Consider the following 19,665-nt stretch of genomic DNA (forward strand, 5'->3'; position numbering starts at 1 on the left):
CAACACCCGCATGGCGATCCGCAAGGTTCGCGGCGGGCGCTGTGGCTACGAGATACCCTACTCTCTGGACGTCGTGACCGTTGGCGAGACCTACGACCGCGAGCCGATCACGACCTGCATTGTCAATTGGCAGACAGATCGGACGTCCGGTGCCGTCGTTGCGGCAGGCAAGGAGCGCTGGCCAACTTCGCTGAAGGTATTTCGGCAGGCGCTTACCGCCGCCATGGACGAGAACGGCATCAGATCCTGGCCGTTCGGATCAACGGGGGCTGAGCATCGTGCCGTCCCCGTCGAGCGCGTGCGCGATGCCTTCTATCTCACGTACCCAGCAGATGGAGAGGACGGGGTGAAGCGTGCCGACGCCAAGCGGCAAGCATTTGGCCGAGCGCTCAAGGCAGCCCTTGGACGCTCTCTCGTCGCCTCAATCGAGCTCCAAGGTGTCGATCACCTCTGGCTGGTGCTGAATGCGGACTAGCGTGACACCCGGCCGGACGGACGTGACACTCCTTAGTGTCACTGTCACGTCCGTCACGCTCCGGGCCCCGGACGTCCGTGACAGATGTCACGGTTGTCACGGTTGTCACGCTCGGTAAGGGGCAAACGAGATCGTACCGGGGTAGCCGCCGCATAGAGGTCGGGTAGGTCGAGTATAGCTATTGCTATGAAGTGAGGGCGCTAGGCTCAGTCGGTTGACCCGATAGGCGGTAATCCGCTGTGCGGCACGGTCACGAGATAGGGTTTGTAGAGCGCGGCGTGTCCGAACCGCCCCAGCCGAAAAATCTAGCTCAGGCAGCACGACCCACCGGAAACCCTAGCGGCGGATATGTTCTCCGCCACGCAGGCGGAAAAGCTGACTAGTGACAGTGCGTTGGTTTATGCGCTCGGGTGCTACCCACGTTCTCGCCCACGATTGACGCTGTTCTTAGCGTTGCGCCGCTCGCGTTTCGTGCGAGCCGAGCGTGTCAGTTGTCGCCTCGTCTGAACGGCACGACGTCTGGACGGGGCGTTGCCGCGCTCGCAGTAGACCTCTCCGCCTCATGCTGCGCGAGGCTCAGCACCCGGCGTTGGCCTTGAGCATTTCCGATGGCAACCCATGCCTTAAGCAGGTTGAGCACGTTCTCACTCTCAGACCCCGTGGAATTGGCGAAGAAGTCCTCCACGGGCACACCGAGTGCGGCAGCGATGGCGTCGAGCAGCGGATTGTAGGCGTTCGGAAGCTTGGTCATGGCACAAGCTACGAATTGGAGATGCCTCGGGTTTCATGACCGTATTCAAAATTACGTGCGCCACCGGGCCTAGGCAAATACGATCCAAAGACATGGTTGCCTCTGGCTTACTCTCGATACAGACACCCAACAAAAGCCGGACTTTGTGACCTCGGCCCTTCGCGAAAGTGCATCAAATAGAACTGCTACGAACGTCTACGAACTAGCACGAACAATATCGCGGTTTATTGGACAAATATTCGATTGCGACCTATATTCGTGAGATCGGATTTAGGTGATCGGATGTCGATCCAGCCACTAAATGTCAGTCCTCGTTCGGCCAAGCAACGCTCAGCGCTTGCCAACGGCAGTCGGCCCTTCCTTGTGACTGTGCCCGGCAGCACAGAGGCAGCGCGCCACTACAAGTCTGTGCTTGACGAGGTCGAGGCCGAGCGCGGTGGCCGGGCCGCCATGTCGGTCACTCAGCGCGAGGCGGCCCGCGCCTATGCTGGACTCGCGGTGGAACTCGCTAAGCTGCATGCGGCCATGGCGGGTGGTCAGAACGTGGACTTGGAAGCCCTCGGCCAGATCGGCGACCGCATGGACCGTCAGGCCCGCCGCATGGGGTCTCCGAAGGCCCCTGAGCGGGAGGGTGTCCGTGAGCGCTATGCGAGGCGCCGCCCGTGAACCCTGCTTGCCGCCCCCTCTGCACCATGCGCGAGGCCTTGGCCGATCCCGCCATCTTCGCGGAGATCCTGCCCGGTGAGACCTGGGCGCCGTGGCGGGCCATCCTGATCGCGTCGCGGGGCGAGCCGCTGACCGATGACGAGCGGGTGATCTACGCCGCCCTGACCAGTCGTGATCGCGAGCCTGAGCGCCCGGTGGACGAGCTTTGGGGCATCGTCGGCCGTCGCGGCGGCAAGTCCCGCGCGTTCAGTGTGCTGGGCGCCTACCTCGCTGGGCTGGTGGACTACAGCGGCGTGCAGGCCCCCGGCGAGCGGATCAAGCTGCCGATCATGGCCTCGACCACGGTCCAGGCCGCCAAGATCTTCTCATACATGCTGGGGGTGTTCGAGCACTCGACCGAGATGCGGGACATGGTGGACGGTGATCCGACCGCCGACACGATCCGGTTGAATGCTGGCGTGGACATCGAGGTCCGCCCGGCGAACTTCAAAACGATCCGGGGCGAGACGCTGGCAGGCTGCCTCGCGGACGAGGTGGCGTTCTGGCACTTGGAGAACAGCGCCAACCCGGACACGCTGATCCTCGACGCGGTTCGCCCTGGCTTGGCGACGACGGGCGGCCCGCTCTGCGTCCTGTCGAGCCCCTACGCGCGCAAGGGCGAGTTGTACCGGACCCATCAGCGGGACTTCGGGCCGAACGGCGACCCGGCGGTGCTGGTGCTGCGGGCGCCCTCGCAGACCATGAACCCGAGCCTCGACCCGGCGGTGGTGAAGCGGGCCTACACCCGCGATCCGGCGGCAGCCTCGGCTGAGTACGGCGCCGAGTTCCGCGCCGACGTGGAAGCCTTCATCACGTTGGAGGCGGTGCAGGCCTGCATGGACGTGGGGGTCCGCGAGCGGCCTCCGGTCCAAGGCACTCGCTACGTCGCCTTCGTGGATCCGGCCGGCGGCGGTGCGGACAGCATGACGCTCGGCATCGCGCACCGGCAGGGTGATCTGACGATCCTCGACGTGATCCGCGAGGAGACGGTCGGCACATCCCCCGCGCTGGTGGTGGAGCGGTTCGCAGAGACGCTGAAGGCCTACGGCGTTCGGAAGGTCACGGGCGACAAGTACGCGGGCGAGTGGCCGCGCGAGCAGTTCGCCAAGCACGGCGTGACCTACGAGATCTCGGACAAGAGCAAGACCGAGATCTATGCTGCCTTCCTGCCGATCCTGAACTCACAGAGTGCCCGCCTGATCGAGGCGCCGAAGCTTGAGACGCAGATCGTCTCGCTTGAGCGCCGCACCACGCGCGGCACCGGCCGGGACATCATCGACCACCCGCAGGTGAAGGGCGCCCACGACGACGTGGCCAACGCAGCGGCGGGCGCGGTGGTGCTGGTTGGTACTGGCCGCAAACCCATCGTCGTCACAGCCGAGCAAGCCGCTGCCTTTGGCCCGGTTCATCACCACACGCGCTTCGGGGTTTCTCGAAGCCGCCACCGCTACGGGAGCACGCTTTGATGGCTTCCGCCCCTCGCTGCGCACGCCCGCGCACCAGCCCCCGCAAATCCTGACCTGCCCGCGCGGAGACACCCCATGCCCGTCATCAGCACCATCGGCACCGTCGCCGGCTACACCGTCACCGTAAACCGCCGTGCCGCCATCGGAGGCGACGGCGTGAATGGCCCATCCGCCATCACCACCACCCTGTCGAACGGTATCAACAGCTTCGACGTGATGGTGCTGGATGATCTGAGCGACAGTCCTCGACAGGCCCGCGCTGCCGCCCTTGCTCTCATCAGCGGCTTCGCGGCCATCGGCGCAGGAACGACGCTGGGCGCACCGGGTCAGAGCCCGACCTCTGCTAGCCAGACGGCGCCGACCGTACCGAACTACGTCCGCGCGGTGACGCTCACGCCGGGAACGCCAGTTGCGCCCGGTCGCGGCGCGTTCGTGAGATCGGGTGGCCAAGGCCCCATTCTGCTCAAGCTGGCGCAGGGCGGGACGGTGCCTGTCTTCGATCCCAGCGCTGGCACTGGTCAGTTGTTCAACAACTTCTCCGTCGTTGATGCCGACATCAGTGCCGCTCCCGGTGCGACCGTTACGGTTCTGTACTGAGGAAATTCAATTCACTGATTGCAGGAGTAGAACCGATGACCCCACAGACCATGGAACGCATCCTCGAATTTTGCCTGGGCAAGATCCCCGATGACGATCTGCTGACCTTGGAAGACATGCTGGCGAAGGGCGTGCCCGCTAAGGACATGGCCGCCGACGCTGCCATCAAGCGCCGCGAACTGCTGGCGATGGATTGTCAGGCGCGGGGCTACGCCGTCACGCGCAAGCGGGTCATGCATGACATCGTGCAGGATCGCGCGGCCATCGAGGCGCTGCACCCGGACATGTTCCGACTCGGTGACGGCAATCGCATCGGCGCCGTGCCGCCCGGCAAGGTGATCCTCAATCGGGCTCCCTCCCGCCCGATGACGAAGGCCGAGCAGGCTGAGAGCGCCAAGATGTTCCCCCACATGTTTAAGGGGGACTGACGTCGTGGCGAAGGCTTCCCTGTCCCTTATCTCGCCAGCCCGCACGCCTGAACGGCAGCGGCTCGCCGACGCCATCCTTGAGCGCGACCGTCGTGCCGCACTGGTCCAGGCCAGGAGCGCCGAGAAGGCCGCCCTGATGGAGCAGTATCAGCCGCTTTGGTCGCGCCGGTACGCATTGGAGGACGATCTCAAGCTCTCCCACCACCGCCGGACGAATGATGTCGAGCGGTTGCACGCGCTGCTCAATGGCGAGGAGCCGCCCACGGCTGATCCCGTCGAGGCGATGCAGGCCGAGCTTGCCAAGGTGAACGCGGAGGTCGAGCGCCTGCGCGAGCAGGAAGCCATAATCGATACCGACCTCCGGCTGTTGGAGAGCGCGCACAGCATGGCGGCGGATACGGTGCGGGAGGCGGCCGGAGCTGTCATCGTCGCCGAGCCGGCCGCTTCGGCAGCGGTCGCCGAGTACGCCAAGCTGACGACCCGTGTGCGGATGCTGGACCGCGCCATTGAAGGTGCCCTGAACGTCCGGTTTCCCGGCGGGGGCACTTCGATGGCCGAGCATCATGTTGTTCGAGGCCTTCCGACCTTGCCGCCGTGCCCTTGGCAGGCCGCGCGGGACCGCTTGGGTTCCGACCCGGATGCCCTGCTCCCCATGCCGGAGGATGTGTTCGCCGAAGCGCCGTCGCGCTCGGCTGCCTAATGCCGCGCGATCACCGCCCCGTTCTCAGCGGTAAGCGGGTCGGCCGTGCAGCGAGTGCGGGGGCTTCAGGGCTTCACCCCGCGCGGCGCCCAGCTACCGGGTGGCGCTCTCCAAGTAACCGGCAGCACAGGACGCGGCCCGCCTCCTATCGGGTCGGCGTCCTGATCATAGCCCCCCGGCGCAGTTCGTGCCGGGGGCACTGAAGAGATCCCTCCGATGCCGATGACGACCCGCATTCATAGGAAGCCCACGACTCGGCTTGATCCCTTTTCGCGGACCCTGATCCGCGAGTTGGAGAAGCGCGTCCTGATCGGCATCCCCGCCGAGAGCATGCATCCTGGCGAGAAGGGCGAGCCGCCAATCAGCAATGCTGTGCTCGGCTACCTGTTTGAGGGAGGCGAGCCTTCCATCAACATGCCGGCGCGCCCGCATCTCGTCCCTGGTGTGGAAAGCATTCGGGAGCAGGCGGTTCAGTTGCTCGCGGCCGGAGCGACGGCGGCATTCCAGGGGGACTTGTCCGCACCCGAGAGGGCTCTGCACGAGGTCGGCCTGATCGGCACGAGCGCGGTGCAGGCGAAGATCACGGACGGCGCATTCGCCCCGCTGGCCGAGCGCACCATCAAGGGCCGTCTTCGGCGCGGCCGCACCGGCACCAAGCCTCTGATCGACACGGGCGCGTACCGGCGGTCGTTCACCTACACGATCCAGCCGCGCCCATTGGCCGGCAGCGGTTACTGAGACGAGGCCAACGATGGCGAATGAATTCGAGATCCAGGGCAACCGCTATCGCTTTGAGGGTATGCCCGCCCAGGTTGAGACTCGGATCACGCGCCGCCTTGCCCCACTTCTTTCTGAGGCCATCCCTTTGGTGTTGGCGCCCGGATCTCGGATCGCGATCCGCTCAGACCTCGACGTGGTGAAAATCGCTAAGACCGCCCTGTCGGGGTGGGGCACGCTCTCCGACGACAATCTCGACTACATCGAGCGCGCAACCCTCGGAGCCTTGTCGCGAGCGGTCGGCAGCGAGTGGCACGCGGTGTGGCCTGCGGGCGGTGCTGAGCCCGCCTTCACGGACATCGACGGTGCCAGCATGCAGATCCTGATGGGTCGCGTGCTGGGCTTCGTCGTCAAGCAATGGGTGGATGGCGGTGGCGATACGGTGCCGCCGGAGGTCCGCACCGTCATCCAACGACTGCACTGAGAGGATCGCCGTGGCCAACGAATGGATCGCATCCTTCGCCGTCGCCTTGGGCTTTGAGGTCAACAAGGCGTCTGAGACGGCCGCGAAGAAGTCCGTCGCCGATTATGAGCGCGCCGTCCGCGAGGCGGAAAAGCGGATCGAAGATGCCCGTTGGGAAGGCGCTAAGACAGAGGAGGAGATCGCGAAGCTGACGCGCGAGACGCGCCTCAAGGAGGCTCGCGCCTCCCTCGCCGAAGCGCAGGAGCGCGAGAAGTCTGAGAAAGAGACAGCCCGCAAGCGCGAGGAGCGGCACAAGGAGTTCATCGCTGGATGGAACAAGGCGGCTCTCGCCGCGACTGCGGCAGCTACAGCGATTAGTTATGCAGTCGGCCGTGTCGCAAGCGCCTTCGACAACCTTGGCTTCGTGTCGCAGCGGACGGGGGCTTCGGTTCAGAGCCTCAATTCCCTTGGCTATGCCTTCAAGCAGACGGGCGGCTCGGCCCAGCAGGCCATCGGCGCTGTTGAAAAGTTCGCGCAGGCTATGCGGACCAATCCCGGCCTGAAAGGCTTCGTGCAGCAGCTTGGGGTCAATACGTCCAAGGATATGGGCGACCAGTACCTCGACACCGTGGCCGCGTTGGCCCGCGAGCCCTATGTCGTGGGGCACCAGCATGCCGGAATGCTCGGCATTAGCGAGGAAGATTTTAAGCTCGTCTCGGATCACCTTCAGCAAATCCGCGAGTATCGCACCGAGTACAATCGTACCACTCAATCGCTCGGCGTGGACTCCCAGAAGGCAACGGAAGCGTCGCAATCATTCTGGCGTTCATTGACGAAGTTGCAGGCCACCGCGTCGGCACTCAGCGACAAGCTGATGGTGAGCCTTGCGCCCGCCCTGGAAGCTATCGTGAGGCGGTTCAACGATTGGGTGGCCGCACACCCGGAGCAGGTCCAGAAGATCCTAGACGACATCACGAAGGGCCTCGTCCTGATCGCAACTAAATTCGCCGAGTTCACCGACTGGATGGTGGGTGAAGGTGGCAACGAGCTTATCAAGCGATGGGACGACTTCGCGAAACGCGTCGAGCGTGTCGCGAAAGGTATTGAGACAATTTCGAAGGTTGCGGGGTTTCTGCTCGGCAACAGTGGTGTGCGAGAATATGGGGGCGTCCACGGCGATGCCAGCAGGACAGCCGTGATCCTGAACGACATGACCGCACAACGCTATGCCGGTGAAGCCGAAAGTCCCGGCTTGTTTCGCCGTGGCGTCAATGCGGTGAGACGAGCGTTTGGAGGAGGCTCAGCGGCGGCCGCGCAAGGCGGGAACGACACCGCGCCTCAAACCTTTTCGGGCGTACCTCCGACCAGCGATGCAAACAGTCTGACCGCTCTGTACGAGCGAGAGGCCCGTCGAGCCGGAATTGATGTCCGCATCATGCATGGCATCCGCCGGGGCGAGAGCGGACACCGCAACAATTACGACGTGGTAGACAATGCCCGCGAGTCGTCGTGGGGGCCATTCCAGCTTAACCGAAGGCGCGGCCTCGGCGTTCAGTTCGAGAAGGAAACTGGCCTCGATGTCCGTGATCCGCGCACGATCCCCGCGCAGGTTCGTTGGGTGGCGGAAGGGTTGAAGAAGAACGGGCGCCGCTGGCTTAGTAACTGGATGGGCTATCGCGGCGATGCCGATGCAGATCCGCGCTGGGGCAACTCAGGATACAGGCCGGTCCATACCCCCCCGCCGGTACCCGCTCCGACCTCGCTCCGCACGCCCGGCAACTTCGACCCGAACCACATCGACCCTGCGAACCTGATGCAGCCGGCTCCCTCGGCCGCTAGCCCAACCACGAACAACAATACGAACAGCCGGTCGGTGTCCCAGAACATCACCAACAACGTGAATGTGCAGACGGCGGGCGATCCCCGAACTGCTTCACGCTTGATGGAAGGGACGCTCGGCCGAGTCCATAGCCTTGCTCTGGCGAACGCTCAGAGTGCGGTGGTCTAATAAAAAGGGCCGCCGATCTGTAGGCTCCGTCTCGGCCGTGACGCGCGGCATCGGTTAGGCGCACGACATGAGCTTGTGAAACGTCCAGACCACGATCCGATAGCAGGCCTTAGGCCATACTGGTTCATCGTAGCAGATCGAGAGTCGCTTGATTTACTTTGTCTATCGATGAGGATGCATTCAAATTCAATTCGTACGACCGGATCATTTCCTGAAGCTTTGAGGACTCAACGGTCATATCTATGTTCGGAAGCTTCACAATGCCTTTAGAGTCTGCAACGGCATTGCTTGGATCGTAAACGCTGCGAAACTCAGCGGTATCTCTAGCTACGCGGCCGACCGGATTTTCATCACTGTCAGGCAAGATGGGGTTGAAGATAGCTATCTTTCGGCCATAGGGATCACCGCCCGGCGTCTTCGCAGTAGAGTTGGCATTGGCGATATTCTCGGAAAGAACACGCATATGCCCGGTCTGCATTCGTCGTCCTGCTGCTAGCAGTCCCGATGCTGACTTCAGGGGGTCCATTGCTGACATTGTTCGGGCCGGGTGGAGGACGTTGTGATGTGTGAACGCACGCTTAATTTTTACGGTTAACAGAACGTCAACGAACTGCTCGCTGACAGGGGTAAAGGGAGCTTGGTAGCGTTATCGTGACCGAGCGTTGGTTTGCCGGGCGGATGGCGATGTCAACGCGATGTCGCTGCGGAATGTCTCGGCGGCGGTGCGGTGACGGACTCGAATGCCCTACCCATCTAAGACCTGAGCGGGGGGCGAACCCTCGTTCAGCAGCCCTACATTTCTGCCAACGACGGGGAGCGTGTCGTGTTCACGGTGAAGGGGATCGATCCGAAAGGCCGGGCTATGACCTTTGCCTGCGGGACGGACGAGCAGGCGATGGAGAAGACATGGGAGCTGCAACGACGCGGCTTCCGAGAGGTCGTAGTCTTGGACCCCAAGGGTAAGGAGTTGTCGGCTCCGGCCTTTGAGCGATCCCTGGATATCGACTGGGACTAGCTATGAGTTACCCGTGAGCGGCTTCGGACGTTTTGTTGATGTTGCACCGGATTGGGCAGATAGGGATCCGATATAGAGAGGCTACTCGTGTGGCCGATGACTAATTCGACGACCAGCACACATCCTGCTCGCCAAGATCCCGAACAGTGCCCCTTTGGAAGGCGCTTCCGGTCCATACGATTTCTTCTGACTTGCAGCGTTCGTTTGAGATGTAGCGCGTGGAGATGAGACGGCTATCTACCTGATACTTGAGATCAAGCGACATCTGATCCTCTCCCCCAAGTGGGGAGTCGAATACCCGTCCCGTTCGCACGTCAACCACTGGCACGAAGACGCATCCGCCTCCGCAACCAATCGGCACAAGCGCCAAGTAGCCCGCGAAATTCGGACCTGCTTTCGTACCGGCCAATATGCGGGTTCTATAGTTCGCGTGCTGACGGTCGCGCCCTCGGAAGTCAGGTAGGCCAATGGTGCCACGGTACGGCTCAACGGCGTAGGCTTTGAAGTCAGGAGCCTTCACCTTCGCCGTGACAGGCGGAGCCACGGGGGGCTTCTTCGCCGCAGGTTTAGACACGTCATCGAAGCATCGCAGGCGGAGCAACGAGTCCGTCACGTCCCGGCAGGCAGCGATGTCCGCTGGACTCTGAGCCTTCGCCGCCACGGCAGCGACGATGAGACCGAGGGCGGCGATGGCGTAGCGCATCGCGACAGGATAAGTGCCGAGTGTGTGATGTCGAGATGGTACACGCATGAAAGCCGCACTGCCTTGCCGGGCGCGGGGTGTTCCTACAATCTGCCGTTATGCGACCACAGTCCTTCAACGATTGGTGCTCAGCCATTGCGGCGGCAACGGCTCCAGCAGCTCTGATTATTTCATCGCTGGCATGGATTTATCCCAAGCAACCGGCCGCTTTTAAAATGAAGACTGATAAGATTTATGATGATGAAAAGATAATAGGAAGAGTAAGTGCATTTAGAATTGATCCGGTACTGTCAGGTCAATACGCCATGAGAGTAATAAGCAAGAGAAAGATTTTACTCGGGGATGTGATCGGATTTCACGATACGCATTGCATCATTATAGATTTGCAAAACGAAACCGAGATGCCCGCACCTCAAATAGGCTCTTATCTTTACGATGCGGCTCACTGCCGCATCCTGAGTGGCTAGTGGCAACGCGCATCGCATGAGCTGACCTTGCATGTCTCTCCGGGACAGTTCGGGCTTGCCCCAACGTCCTCAATTCAGCCTTCCAGCTGCGCGATAGGGTCTAAATATGGGAAAGGACGCCGAAGATCGCGCCGAAAGCGGATCGACGACGGAGGTAGTACGCTGAGCATTGCTGGCCGCACTTGGCAACAAACAGCAAAGCTTTCTCGAAACCCACCGTAATGTATACTCTCCCCGGTATCGGCAACGTAGATGCTTTGATAGGCGAACTGACCTGCGCTAGTCATAATACCTTGACGCATAACTTCTTTCGCTTGGAAAGTAGCTAACATTCTGCGCACATGCCGGTTCGTCATCTGATGATAGTTTGTTGTGCCCATGACCCATATGGGAACATCTGCTGGGACAATCTCACCGCTGACGTGCCAATGCATTGCGAGCGCAAATTTTAACGCGAACTGTTCAAGTACTGCCCTAGTAATTGGTCCAACGTTTACCGTAACCATGTCGGTCGGAACTATTAGTCCCTGTGCATTGCGAATATATCGCAGCCGTTCTTTGAATTTGAATTCCCTGGTTAGCTCGGGATAGCGCGCCATCGCTCGCGACAAGCGTTCGAATTCGGGCGACACGCTCTCTTGAAAGCCGCCGTAGTAGAGCCGTGAGAACCATGAGATTATGGCATCGTTATCCCGCGTAAGCTCGTTGCATTCCTTGCAAGCAGGAAAAACGAGCCCATCGGGTCTTTGCTTGTTCTCAAAGACCATGCGCGGCGGCATGTGATCCACCGTGAGGGCGGGCGCCACGCCGCAATAGATGCACGTCATTTCCCCCGACCTGAGGGCAGAATGCATTTGCCGGTTGAATTTTGCCTGACCCATATTCGACGCGAAGGTTAGTTCGCTCTCTCCGGATCCTCGCTGCGCCGAACATAACCTTGGCCTGTCAGCCAATCCGTGAGGGCGTAGCGGATTGCTTCCGGACGCGAAGGCTTCGGATCGGGCTGAGCAGCGATCCACGCGTCGAGCGGCACAACCTGCGCCGGTTGCAATCTAACCTGCACAGGTATGCCGACACCGGTAGCCGGTCGGCCGCGAGATTTTTTGGATGCAGGAATTGACGGCCGCATAATTTGATGCAACCATAAAATACGAGCTGAGGCAAGGCTGCAACCTAACCTCAGCTCTGACCACCAACCGCACTCGGAGTGCTGTTCATGGCTATCCACCACCTTACACCGCCCGTTCGCGGCGGTGAACGCCCGCGCTTGCCTTCCGCACAGCGTGGCCCCGTCACCATCGCCCTCGCGGCCATGCAAGCCGCCGATCCCGACCGCCAGCGCATTGGCGAGTTGCGCCGCCGGATCGCCGAGCGGATCGAGGCCGACATCGCCTTGCTCGACGTGCTGGATGGCGACAACGCGTTCTACAACGTGCAGCCGCGGGGGAGGCGCTAATGGGTGCCTCGACCCGTCGCACCGCCCTCGGCGCACTCGCTGCGGCACCGCTTGCCGGACTTCCGTTGAAGGGTGTTGGCATCCGCTTGCCGCCCGACGTCTCGCCCGAGCTTACTGCTCTCATCGCTGAGCATGACCGGACGAACGCCTTGCTCAACGCCTACTTGGACGACGAAAACTGTGAGTACCTCGTCCACGCTGAGTATGTAGGTACTGCTGGCGCGATGAGGGTGAAGGTGCTCGCGTTTCCATCGCGTAACCTATCGGACATTCTGGCGAAAGCGGCGTGCGTGCTCCGCTTGCGGCCTGTAGAGGACTTGCAAGCAGAAGTAGACCTTAAGTCGAAATCGGAGCACGTTTATTTGAACGATATGTCCAACGGGCTGCTGCTCGAATTGCATCACTTGATGGAGGGCACGCTATGCGCCTGATCCTCTCCGTCCTTGCTGTCGCGCAGATCCGGCTCGCCCGGCACGACCTTATGCGATCCGACCTGCTGTTGCGGGACGCAGATGAAGCCTTCGCCCGATCCAGGCGTCGGGTGGATCTCGCCAACGATCTCGTCCGGCGAGCAGGGTTCGGGCAGCGGTAGCGCCATAATCGAGAAGGGCATCCACGCCCGCCCAGCAATCGACCAAGAAGGATAGGTAGGCGTGGAGGCCGACCGAAGTCGACTGTTCGAACCTACGCTCCGGTGCATTGGCGATCTCTAACCTATGCAACTGCACCGCACGAACGTCGCTAGCGCATCCGGTGGCGAAAAGCGGCTAGCATTTCTGGGACCACAGGTTGCTCGGGCTTGCGACTTAGGGGAAGGGCGCGCGTTGGCCGTCGATAGCCTCACCTACGCAGCGGAGCGAGCAATGAACGCGAACGATCCCGAACCCGTGGACGACTTCACCCGCCTGCACGCGAAAATGTCGGCATTGGAGATCGTGCTGGGCGTCCTGATCGGCCGCTTGTCTGAGGAGAACCCTGAAATTCGGGAGGACGTGAAGCGCGACGTCGCCGTGATCCTCGGCGATCTTCCAATCGATGGGCCGAGCGAAGAGCTGATTGCCGCCGAGGTGAAGCGGGCAGTGGACGTGCTGACTAGCGTCTCGATTGGGTGAGGCAGTTGCGGTCACCGGGCGCCTTGCGGATCCCACAGCACACGACCGCGAGCGCCCGGCGTTACCCAAGGCGTTACCCAGGAGACTTTTTAGAAACTCGAAATCCGAGCTAAGTAACTGGTGCTGCGAGACAGGATTGAACTGTCGACCTCTTCATTACCAATGAAGTGCTCTACCACTGAGCTACCGCAGCATCTGGCATCCCCTCGGGGATACGGGGCGGGTCGGGGGCCGTTGGGCCGTGACGTCCGCGCGAGAGGGGCCATACCGGATCGAAACGGGCTTGGCAACGCCAGTTATGCGTCCGGCAGCATCTCGGGCAGAACCGGACGTTGCAGGACAGCACGGATGATCGCCGCGAGACCGGGCTCCGTCACCGCCTCCGCCGCCTCGTCCGGCGTGAACCAGCGCAGCTCCCGCTGGTGCTCCTCCGGGAAATGCTTAAGCTGCTTGCGCACGCGCAGCGGGAACACCTTCACCTGGCAGGTGACGGCCTCCAGGTTCTTGAGGCGCTTCTCGTAGAGGTAATAGCCCAACGGGCGCTTGCCGACCGAGCCGCGCAGGCCCGCCTCCTCGTAGGCCTCCTGCGCCGCCGCCTCGAAGGGCTTGCGGCCCTTCATCGGCCAGCCCTTCGGGATCACCCAGCGGCGACTCTCTCGCGACGTCACCAGCAGCACCTTCATCCCGCCGTCACGCCCACGGCGGATCGGCAGGACACCCACTTGGCGCCGGGGCTCGTCCGCCTCGTCGAGCGACAGGTCCGATGGCTTCGGCCGGCGTGCGGACGACTTGGCAAGCTGTGCGGTGATCGGACTCTCTCCTCGACGGTGGCCCCGCACGGCCCCCGAATGAGCCGTTGTCTAGATATTGCTACGTTCCGATTGCGAAACAAGTTCACTGCCACGCGCAGGAATGTCGCGCACGACAGGTTTGATACCCATACCCGCGCTGGCCTGCGCCGGCAGGGCCGCCGCCGCCATGCCAGCCGAGATGGGATCCGCCGTCTGCGCCGGAGGCTTCGGCTCTGCTGGGACGGGCTTGGGCGCCGCGAGGGCGGGCTCGGAATGCGGCTTCAGCTGCGGCTGCGGCTCGTCCTCCTCCGGATCCATGGGTTCGGCCGGGGCGCCGAGGGCGTTCGGCGGGGCCTGCCATGTGAAGGCGTCGAGCTGGCCAGTGACCGGCGAGACCGGCTCCCAGGTTTGGGAGGCGATGCCGTCGGCGATCCAGAGCGGGTCGCGCGGGGCGCGGGCGGCGCGGGAGAGCCATTCCCGGGCCCGGCCGGACTGGGCGCCGTGCTCGGCCTCCTCGATGGAGGCCATCATCAGGCAGGTGCGGGCGGTCGGCCCTTCGAGGGTGAGGGGCTGAAGCGCCTCGCGGGCGCGGCCGAACTCGCGGGCGTCCAGCGCCGCCTGGGCCACGGCGAGGCGTGCCTCGGGATCCCAGGACGAGATCTTGGCCAGCGTCTCGGCGCGGGCGAGCCGGTCGCGCACGGAATCGCCCGTGCGCAGGCCGAGATAGACCTGGGCGAGGTCGGGATGCGGGTTGATTCTCCACGCGCCCTCGATCACGCGGGCGGCCTTCTTGAGGTCGCCACGGCGGGCGAGCAGCCGGCCCGCGATGCAGGCGGCGGGCACGAGGCCAGGGCTCAGCTTCACCGCCTGAAGCGCCCGCTCGGCGGCGGATTCGGGCTCGCCGGCCTCCCGGTCGCGGGCGATGGCGGTCAGCAGCACGGCGCGCTGGCGCTTGGCCGCCTGCTTGTCGATCAGGCCGAGGGAGGCGCGGCGCTCCACCGTCTCCAGGGCGCCGGTCCAGTCGGTGTCGGCGCAATGCGCCTCCAGCATCGCGTCGTTGGCCCAGGTGACGCTCGGCGCGAGGCGCGAGGCCTCGGCAGCGTAGGCGCGGGCAGCGATCTCGTCGTCCCGGCGGCGGGCCTCGACGAACAGGCCGCGCAGGCCGAGCACCCGCGTCTCGGAGTCGTCGGCCATGGCCTGGAAGGCGCGCTCGGCGCCCTCCCGGTCCCCGGAGATCTGCGCGGCCTGGGCCTTCAGCAGCAGGGTCAGCGGCTCGGTGCCGAGAAGCCGCTCCGCATCACCCGCGTAGCGCTTGGCCGCCAGGGGATCGCCCGAGCCCACAGCGATCATCCCCCGCGAGAGGGCCGAGAGCCCCTTGGTCCGCCGCCGCTCGGAGGAGCCGCGCACCAGCGCCTCGGGCAGGCCGATGAAGCCGCGGATGATTGCCCAGACGATGCCGAGGACCACCGCCGCCGCGATCACGCCGACGATGGCGAGGGCGAGGCTGGTGCCGATCTGGTAGCCGTTCCACACCACCGTGACGGTGCCGGGCCTGTCGGCGATCCAGACCGCCCCGAAGGCGGCCACGGCCAGCAGGACGAGGTAGGCGAGGGCGCGCCACATGGGGTCAGTCTCTCCAGGCGCCGGCCGTGGGGCGGCCGGCACGAATGCGGGATGGCGCGGGGTGTCTGGCACCCTGCGCCGATGGCTGGCGGTGGCGGGCGGCCGCCGCCGTCATTTCTGCGCGGCGGGGGCGGGCAGGGCCTGGAACGCGGCGGCGGTGAGCGTCTGCGAGGCGCCGGCCGCCTTAGCCCGCGCGGCGAGCGTCTGCCCGAAATCCCCGGCCTGGGCCTTCGCCTCGGGCGGCAGGGCGTCGAACGCCTTGGCCGCGCCCGCCAGGTCGCCCCGGTCGAGGGCGGCCTGGACCGCCTCCTCGGGGGCCGCCGTCGCCCCGTTGGCCTCGGCCGCGCCGGCCTCGACCTTGCGCACCTGCACGAGGCCGTCGGCCATGCTGAGGAGCTTCGTGCGGAAATCGCCGCTCTCGGAGGCCGCCTTCACCTTGGCCGCCTGCCGCGCCTGGGCGATCTTGTCCGCGATGCCCCGGAACGTGCCGGCGAGCTGTGCCGTGGTCGGCGCGCCCTTCTCCGCGAAGGGGGCGAGGGCCTCCGCCTGATCCTGCGCGGACGGATCGAGCTTGCGCAGGGTGGCGAGCGGCTCGGCATAGGGCGTGCCGCTGGCGAGCGCCGAGGCGACGCGGTCGGCCACCACGACCCGCAGGGCCGCCTGGACGGTGGTGGTGGGGGCGCGGTCGGCGAGGCCCTTGTCGAGGGCGGCGATCTTGTCGCCCTGCTCGGCGAGCTTGCGGTCGACGGACTTGGCGGCTTCGGCCGCCTGGCTCTGCCCGGCCTCGGCCGCCTTGCGGCTCGCCTCGGTCGCCGCCTGCACCGACTCGGTGGCGGCCTGCACCTTGGCGTCGAGGCTCTGCTGCAGCGACGCGAGCTTCTGGCCGAGGGCCGTGTCGGCATCGGCGTTCTGCTTGGTGCGGGTCTCCATCTCGCTCTTGAGGGCGGCGATGGCGTCGGCCGTTTCCTTGGCCTTGGCGTCGTCCGCGCCCGCAGCCGGGGCCGCACCTTCGAGGGCCTTCACGCGGGAATCGAGCTCGGCGAGCTGCTTGGTGCTGTCGGCCTGGGCGACGCCCATGCCGGCAGTGGCGCCCGCGTCGCGGCCCGGCTCCTCGGTCAGCGCCGAGAGGCGCTGATCGAGGTTGTCGAGGCGGGCGGCGACATCCTGCGGGACGGCGGCCTCGCCCGAGGCCGGCGGCGGGGCGGAGGCCTTGTCGAGGGCCTGCTTGGCGCTCGCCTCGGCGGTGGCGACGCGCTTGTCGAGGGGCGCGAGGGCGTCCTTCGGCACGAAGGTGCCGAGGCGCTGATCGATGCCGGCGATCTTCTGGTCGAGGGCGGCGACACGCCCGGCCTCGCCGCCGACGCCCGCCTTCTCGGCGGCGAAGAGCAGGCCCGCGCCGATGACGCCGCCGATCAGGCCGGCGGCGGCCAGGGAGCCGAACCCGCCCCGCGCCTTCGCGGCCGGGGGCACGGTGGAGGCGGATGACAGGGACGGCGCCGGCGAGACGGCCGGCTTCGGGGAGGCGGCAGGAGCTGGCGAGGCGGTGGGCGTGGGGCCGGGCTTCGCCGAGGCGGATGCCGGCGAGGGCTTCACCGGATCGGAGGGCTTGGCCGGCTCACCGGGCTTCGGGGGCACCTTCGCGGCATCCTTGGGCGCGTCCTTCGCGGCCTCGGGGACGCGGGTCGCCTTCAGATCGAGGATCGGGCCCGCCGTCACCGCCGCGCCGGCGACCGGCCCGGCCGGACCGCCGGGGCGGGCGCTCGGGCCGGCCGTGTTCACGGGATCGGGCTTCTTCGGCTCGCCGGGCTTGGTGTCGCCGGGCTTGGTATCGCCGGGCTTCGGAGGTTCGGTCCTGGTCGCCTCGGGCTTCACCGGCTCCGTGGGCTTCGCGGGCTCGGCGACCTTAGGCGGAGTGCCGGCCGGGGAGGGGGTGACGGGCTTCGTCGCGGAAAGCGGCGCCGCACCGGGCTTCACCTCCGGCTTGACGTCGGGCTTCGTCTCCGGCTTCGCGCCGGACGGCCCGGAGGCGGGCTTGTCTGCGTCGCTGGGCGCTGACGTCACGGGCAGGTCCTCCACTCTCGGCGTCACGGCCGCTGCGGTGTCGCGGCGGCCCGTTCCCCTATCACCGCGCTGCCGGTTCCGGCGAGGGCGGCCTGTTGGCTTTGTCGGGCCGCCCGTCACCGGGCCAACCCGTCGAGCAGCGCCGTCTCGCGCGGCTGCGCCGCGACGAAATGGACCCGAATGCCCGCCTGTTCCAGCGTCCGCGCAACATCGGCGGACAGGCAGTAATGATTCAGAGCGCGGAAGGCTCCACCATGCCCCGCCGCCTCGCAGAGCGACACGGCGGTTTCGGCGCTTCGGCTGGAATAGTGCAACGCGGCCTCCAGCGTTCCCGCCATCAGGGCGTCCCCGACCGGCGTGGGCAGATCGGCGACGGCCTGCGCTTGGTAGGCGATGTGGATCGCAAGGCGAAAGCCCGCCTGCGCCAGCGCGGCGGCGGGCTCCGGCTTGCGGTCTTCCCCGGCGACGTGGAGCAGGCGCCCGCCGGCCGGGAGATGGCGCGCCACCAGGGCGGCGAGGCCCGCCCCGTCGCCCGGCCCCTCGGTCACGGGCCCGAACCCGGCCTCCCGCGCCCGCTCGGCGGTGCGGGCGCCGACCGCGAAGACCGGCACGTCCCGGAGGCGGGTTTCCAGGGCCGCGACGGCGTTGGCGCTGGTCAGGATGATTCCGTCGAACGGCCCCGCCGGCAGGGGCGTCCCCACGGCGCGGACGGCGAGGACCGGCGCGACAACCGGGGCATGGCCGAGCCCGGCCAAGGCCGCGCCCGTGCGCGAGGCCCCCGGCTCCGGCCGCGCCACCCAGACGCGCATGATCCTCAGCCCTCCAGGCTCAGGCGCACCCCGTGGCGCGCCTGCGCGCCCGGAGCGAGGAGGCGCTGCGAATCGCGCTCCGCGAGATCGCCGTCGAAGCCCGCCCAGTCGGCATGGCCAGTCCAGCATTCGAGGGAGAGGAACGGCGCGGTGGGCTTGGTCCATACGGCGAGATGCGGGAAGTCCTCCGCCTCCATGCGGATCGCCGCCCCGCCCGCCCCGGTGAAGCGCATCACCCGGCTCGCCGCGTTCCGGAACACGAAGGCCTCGGTGAAGATCGCGGGATCGAGGGGCAGGAGGCGCCCGTCGAGGGGCACCGGCTGCTCGTCCCGCAGGAGGAGCCCCCCGTCGCCGACCTTGGGGGCGAAGGGCCGTTCCGCCGTCTCGAACTCCACCGCGTAGCCGCCGTCCTTCGCGCGTTCGCCCCCGGCGAAGGGCCAGGGGAAGGCAGGGTGGAAGCCCAGCGCGTAGGGCAGGGGGCCGTCGCCCGGGTTGGCGACGATCACCTCGAAATCGAGGCCGGCCGGGCGCAGGCGCGCGGTCACGTCCAGGCGGAACGCATAAGGATAATGAGCCCGCGTCGCGTCGCTGTCGGCCAGGCGCAGCCGCACAGAATCGTCGCTGCGCTCGATGACGGCGAAGGTCAGGTCGCGGGCGAAGCCGTGCTGGCCCATCGGATAGGCGTGCCCATCGACCCGCACCGCCGCGCCGGCCGAGGCGCCGACCACCGGGAAGAGCCAGGGGGCGTGCCGGTTCCAGTGGGCGGGGTCGCCGCTCCACAGATACTCGCGCCCGCCGACCCGCCACGAGACCGGCTCGGCCCCGTGGGTCGAGACGGTCGCCGTGGTGCCGTCCGGCGCGATGAGGTCGATCCGCTTGCCCAAGGCCCGCTCCCTCTCCAGTCCGTTCAGGAGTTAACGGACCGGCGGGAGGGTGCAAGGGCCTCAGTCGAGCTTCTTCAGCGAACCGAGGTCGACCTCGCCGTTCTGGCTCGTGAAGGTGAGCGAGCGCGAGCCGCCATCGGCCTGCGAGACGCCGCCGATCCGGTGGTCGCCGCTGTCGTAGGTCGAGACCGTCCCGTCGGACTCGATGAGGAGCCGCTTCTTGTCGGGGAAGAAGGCGTACTTCATCCCGTTCTGGGCGCCGCTCGTGGCGGGCGAGCCGAGATCCTCCGGCCACCAGGGCTTGGTGCCTTCCATGGGCTTCATCGGCTCCATCGGCTTCATGGGTTCCATCGGCTTCATCGGTTCCATGGTGCGTCCTCCGCCTCGCAGTGAGAGTGCGGAGGACGCGCCGGACGGCGATCGGTTGCACGCCG

General features: G+C 65.7%; 23 protein-coding genes, 1 tRNA gene and 1 pseudogene. 14 read left to right on the forward strand and 11 right to left on the reverse strand.

The features are described from left to right. A pseudogene (locus MKK52_RS05440) lies at positions 1-475 on the forward strand (hypothetical protein); the annotation flags it as partial. Positions 476-962: 487 nt separating this feature from the next. On the opposite strand, the gene MKK52_RS05445 reads toward MKK52_RS05440, so the two are convergent. Then, positions 963-1,226 carry a hypothetical protein gene (locus tag MKK52_RS05445; RefSeq protein WP_243952806.1) on the reverse strand — a complete coding sequence of 88 codons (264 nt, stop codon included), beginning with the start codon at positions 1,224-1,226 and terminating at the stop codon, positions 963-965. Positions 1,227-1,634: 408 nt separating this feature from the next. Between MKK52_RS05445 and MKK52_RS05450 the strand changes: the two genes are divergently transcribed. The 8 genes from MKK52_RS05450 (at position 1,635) to MKK52_RS05485 (ending at position 8,310) form a co-directional block, all read left to right on the forward strand. Further along, positions 1,635-1,892 carry a hypothetical protein gene (locus MKK52_RS05450; protein WP_243952807.1) on the forward strand — a complete coding sequence of 86 codons (258 nt, stop codon included), beginning with the start codon at positions 1,635-1,637 and terminating at the stop codon, positions 1,890-1,892. Continuing rightward, positions 1,889-3,397 carry a hypothetical protein gene (locus tag MKK52_RS05455; protein ID WP_243952808.1) on the forward strand — a complete coding sequence of 503 codons (1,509 nt, stop codon included), beginning with the start codon at positions 1,889-1,891 and terminating at the stop codon, positions 3,395-3,397. Before MKK52_RS05450 ends, MKK52_RS05455 begins: the two co-directional genes overlap by 4 nt. A 75-nt stretch (positions 3,398-3,472) precedes the next feature. After that, positions 3,473-3,994: a hypothetical protein gene (locus MKK52_RS05460; protein WP_243952809.1), complete on the forward strand. Its 522-nt coding sequence runs from the start codon at positions 3,473-3,475 to the stop codon at positions 3,992-3,994. Positions 3,995-4,029: 35 nt separating this feature from the next. Then, positions 4,030-4,422: a hypothetical protein gene (locus tag MKK52_RS05465; protein ID WP_243952810.1), complete on the forward strand. Its 393-nt coding sequence runs from the start codon at positions 4,030-4,032 to the stop codon at positions 4,420-4,422. Between the two features lie 4 nt (positions 4,423-4,426). Beyond that, positions 4,427-5,122, forward strand: a complete 696-nt coding sequence (locus tag MKK52_RS05470; RefSeq protein WP_243952811.1) for a hypothetical protein — start codon at positions 4,427-4,429, stop codon at positions 5,120-5,122. A 216-nt stretch (positions 5,123-5,338) separates the two neighbouring features. Next, a complete protein-coding gene (locus tag MKK52_RS05475) occupies positions 5,339-5,860 on the forward strand; it encodes a hypothetical protein (RefSeq protein ID WP_243952812.1) in 522 nt (173 codons plus the stop codon). 13 nt (positions 5,861-5,873) lie between these two features. Further along, on the forward strand, positions 5,874-6,323 hold the full coding sequence (locus tag MKK52_RS05480; RefSeq protein WP_243952813.1) for a phage tail assembly chaperone: 450 nt from the start codon (positions 5,874-5,876) through the stop codon (positions 6,321-6,323). A gap of 10 nt (positions 6,324-6,333) precedes the next feature. Then, positions 6,334-8,310, forward strand: a complete 1,977-nt coding sequence (locus MKK52_RS05485) for a hypothetical protein (protein WP_243952814.1) — start codon at positions 6,334-6,336, stop codon at positions 8,308-8,310. Between the two features lie 124 nt (positions 8,311-8,434). Here the strand turns inward: MKK52_RS05485 and MKK52_RS05490 are convergent, their stop codons facing one another. After that, entirely contained in the window at positions 8,435-8,788 is a 354-nt protein-coding gene (locus tag MKK52_RS05490) for a flagellar biosynthesis protein FlgC (RefSeq protein WP_243952815.1), read from the reverse strand. Positions 8,789-9,133: 345 nt separating this feature from the next. Here MKK52_RS05490 and MKK52_RS05495 point away from each other — a divergent pair, with 345 nt between their 5' ends. After that, on the forward strand, positions 9,134-9,325 hold the full coding sequence (locus MKK52_RS05495) for a caspase family protein (protein ID WP_243952816.1): 192 nt from the start codon (positions 9,134-9,136) through the stop codon (positions 9,323-9,325). Between the two features lie 801 nt (positions 9,326-10,126). After that, positions 10,127-10,495, forward strand: coding sequence for a hypothetical protein (locus MKK52_RS05500; protein ID WP_243952817.1), 369 nt, complete (start codon positions 10,127-10,129; stop codon positions 10,493-10,495). 74 nt (positions 10,496-10,569) lie between these two features. Here MKK52_RS05500 and MKK52_RS05505 read toward each other — a convergent pair whose 3' ends face one another. After that, positions 10,570-11,322, reverse strand: a complete 753-nt coding sequence (locus MKK52_RS05505) for a hypothetical protein (protein ID WP_243952818.1) — start codon at positions 11,320-11,322, stop codon at positions 10,570-10,572. A 389-nt stretch (positions 11,323-11,711) separates the two neighbouring features. Between MKK52_RS05505 and MKK52_RS05510 the strand changes: the two genes are divergently transcribed. Together MKK52_RS05510 and MKK52_RS05515 are read left to right on the forward strand one after the other, a co-directional pair. Beyond that, positions 11,712-11,951 (forward strand): hypothetical protein, encoded by a 240-nt coding sequence (locus MKK52_RS05510; RefSeq protein WP_243952819.1) that lies wholly within the window; start codon positions 11,712-11,714, stop codon positions 11,949-11,951. Continuing rightward, positions 11,951-12,382: a hypothetical protein gene (locus MKK52_RS05515; protein WP_243952820.1), complete on the forward strand. Its 432-nt coding sequence runs from the start codon at positions 11,951-11,953 to the stop codon at positions 12,380-12,382. Before MKK52_RS05510 ends, MKK52_RS05515 begins: the two co-directional genes overlap by 1 nt. On the opposite strand, the gene MKK52_RS05520 is transcribed toward MKK52_RS05515, so the two are convergent. Continuing rightward, positions 12,352-12,564 (reverse strand): hypothetical protein, encoded by a 213-nt coding sequence (locus tag MKK52_RS05520; RefSeq protein WP_243952821.1) that lies wholly within the window; start codon positions 12,562-12,564, stop codon positions 12,352-12,354. The genes MKK52_RS05515 and MKK52_RS05520 overlap by 31 nt on opposite strands. A gap of 250 nt (positions 12,565-12,814) precedes the next feature. On the opposite strand from MKK52_RS05520, the gene MKK52_RS05525 reads away from it, so the two are divergent. Beyond that, positions 12,815-13,063 (forward strand): hypothetical protein, encoded by a 249-nt coding sequence (locus MKK52_RS05525; RefSeq protein ID WP_243952822.1) that lies wholly within the window; start codon positions 12,815-12,817, stop codon positions 13,061-13,063. Between the two features lie 118 nt (positions 13,064-13,181). Here the strand turns inward: MKK52_RS05525 and MKK52_RS05530 are convergent. From MKK52_RS05530 to MKK52_RS05560, 7 genes are all read right to left on the reverse strand, one after another. After that, positions 13,182-13,256, reverse strand: a tRNA-Thr gene (locus MKK52_RS05530). 103 nt (positions 13,257-13,359) lie between these two features. After that, positions 13,360-13,785, reverse strand: coding sequence for an NUDIX hydrolase (locus tag MKK52_RS05535; protein WP_313898727.1), 426 nt, complete (start codon positions 13,783-13,785; stop codon positions 13,360-13,362). 138 nt (positions 13,786-13,923) lie between these two features. After that, positions 13,924-15,477, reverse strand: a complete 1,554-nt coding sequence (locus tag MKK52_RS05540) for a heme biosynthesis protein HemY (protein WP_243952823.1) — start codon at positions 15,475-15,477, stop codon at positions 13,924-13,926. 111 nt (positions 15,478-15,588) lie between these two features. Beyond that, a complete protein-coding gene (locus MKK52_RS05545) occupies positions 15,589-17,538 on the reverse strand; it encodes a translation initiation factor 2 (RefSeq protein ID WP_243952824.1) in 1,950 nt (649 codons plus the stop codon). A 116-nt stretch (positions 17,539-17,654) separates the two neighbouring features. Beyond that, positions 17,655-18,347: a uroporphyrinogen-III synthase gene (locus MKK52_RS05550; protein ID WP_243952825.1), complete on the reverse strand. Its 693-nt coding sequence runs from the start codon at positions 18,345-18,347 to the stop codon at positions 17,655-17,657. A 5-nt stretch (positions 18,348-18,352) separates the two neighbouring features. Further along, positions 18,353-19,231, reverse strand: a complete 879-nt coding sequence (locus MKK52_RS05555) for an aldose 1-epimerase family protein (protein ID WP_243952826.1) — start codon at positions 19,229-19,231, stop codon at positions 18,353-18,355. A gap of 60 nt (positions 19,232-19,291) precedes the next feature. Continuing rightward, positions 19,292-19,600 (reverse strand): hypothetical protein, encoded by a 309-nt coding sequence (locus MKK52_RS05560; RefSeq protein WP_243952827.1) that lies wholly within the window; start codon positions 19,598-19,600, stop codon positions 19,292-19,294. Positions 19,601-19,665 lie beyond the last annotated feature (65 nt).

It is taken from the genome of Methylobacterium sp. J-067 (assembly GCF_022829465.1).
Taxonomy (GTDB): domain Bacteria; phylum Pseudomonadota; class Alphaproteobacteria; order Rhizobiales; family Beijerinckiaceae; genus Methylobacterium; species Methylobacterium litchii.

Coding starts and splice junctions, on each gene's coding strand:
- MKK52_RS05540 (WP_243952823.1), bottom strand. CDS start 15,477: ATGTGGCGCGCCCTCGCCTACCTCGTCCTGCTGGCCGTGGCCGCCTTC.
- MKK52_RS05460 (WP_243952809.1), top strand. CDS start 3,473: ATGCCCGTCATCAGCACCATCGGCACCGTCGCCGGCTACACCGTCACC.
- MKK52_RS05475 (WP_243952812.1), top strand. CDS start 5,339: ATGCCGATGACGACCCGCATTCATAGGAAGCCCACGACTCGGCTTGAT.
- MKK52_RS05480 (WP_243952813.1), top strand. CDS start 5,874: ATGGCGAATGAATTCGAGATCCAGGGCAACCGCTATCGCTTTGAGGGT.
- MKK52_RS05550 (WP_243952825.1), bottom strand. CDS start 18,347: ATGCGCGTCTGGGTGGCGCGGCCGGAGCCGGGGGCCTCGCGCACGGGC.
- MKK52_RS05510 (WP_243952819.1), top strand. CDS start 11,712: ATGGCTATCCACCACCTTACACCGCCCGTTCGCGGCGGTGAACGCCCG.
- MKK52_RS05465 (WP_243952810.1), top strand. CDS start 4,030: ATGACCCCACAGACCATGGAACGCATCCTCGAATTTTGCCTGGGCAAG.
- MKK52_RS05560 (WP_243952827.1), bottom strand. CDS start 19,600: ATGGAACCGATGAAGCCGATGGAACCCATGAAGCCGATGGAGCCGATG.
- MKK52_RS05525 (WP_243952822.1), top strand. CDS start 12,815: ATGAACGCGAACGATCCCGAACCCGTGGACGACTTCACCCGCCTGCAC.
- MKK52_RS05490 (WP_243952815.1), bottom strand. CDS start 8,788: ATGCAGACCGGGCATATGCGTGTTCTTTCCGAGAATATCGCCAATGCC.
- MKK52_RS05500 (WP_243952817.1), top strand. CDS start 10,127: ATGCGACCACAGTCCTTCAACGATTGGTGCTCAGCCATTGCGGCGGCA.
- MKK52_RS05445 (WP_243952806.1), bottom strand. CDS start 1,226: ATGACCAAGCTTCCGAACGCCTACAATCCGCTGCTCGACGCCATCGCT.
- MKK52_RS05515 (WP_243952820.1), top strand. CDS start 11,951: ATGGGTGCCTCGACCCGTCGCACCGCCCTCGGCGCACTCGCTGCGGCA.
- MKK52_RS05520 (WP_243952821.1), bottom strand. CDS start 12,564: ATGCCCTTCTCGATTATGGCGCTACCGCTGCCCGAACCCTGCTCGCCG.
- MKK52_RS05505 (WP_243952818.1), bottom strand. CDS start 11,322: ATGACGTGCATCTATTGCGGCGTGGCGCCCGCCCTCACGGTGGATCAC.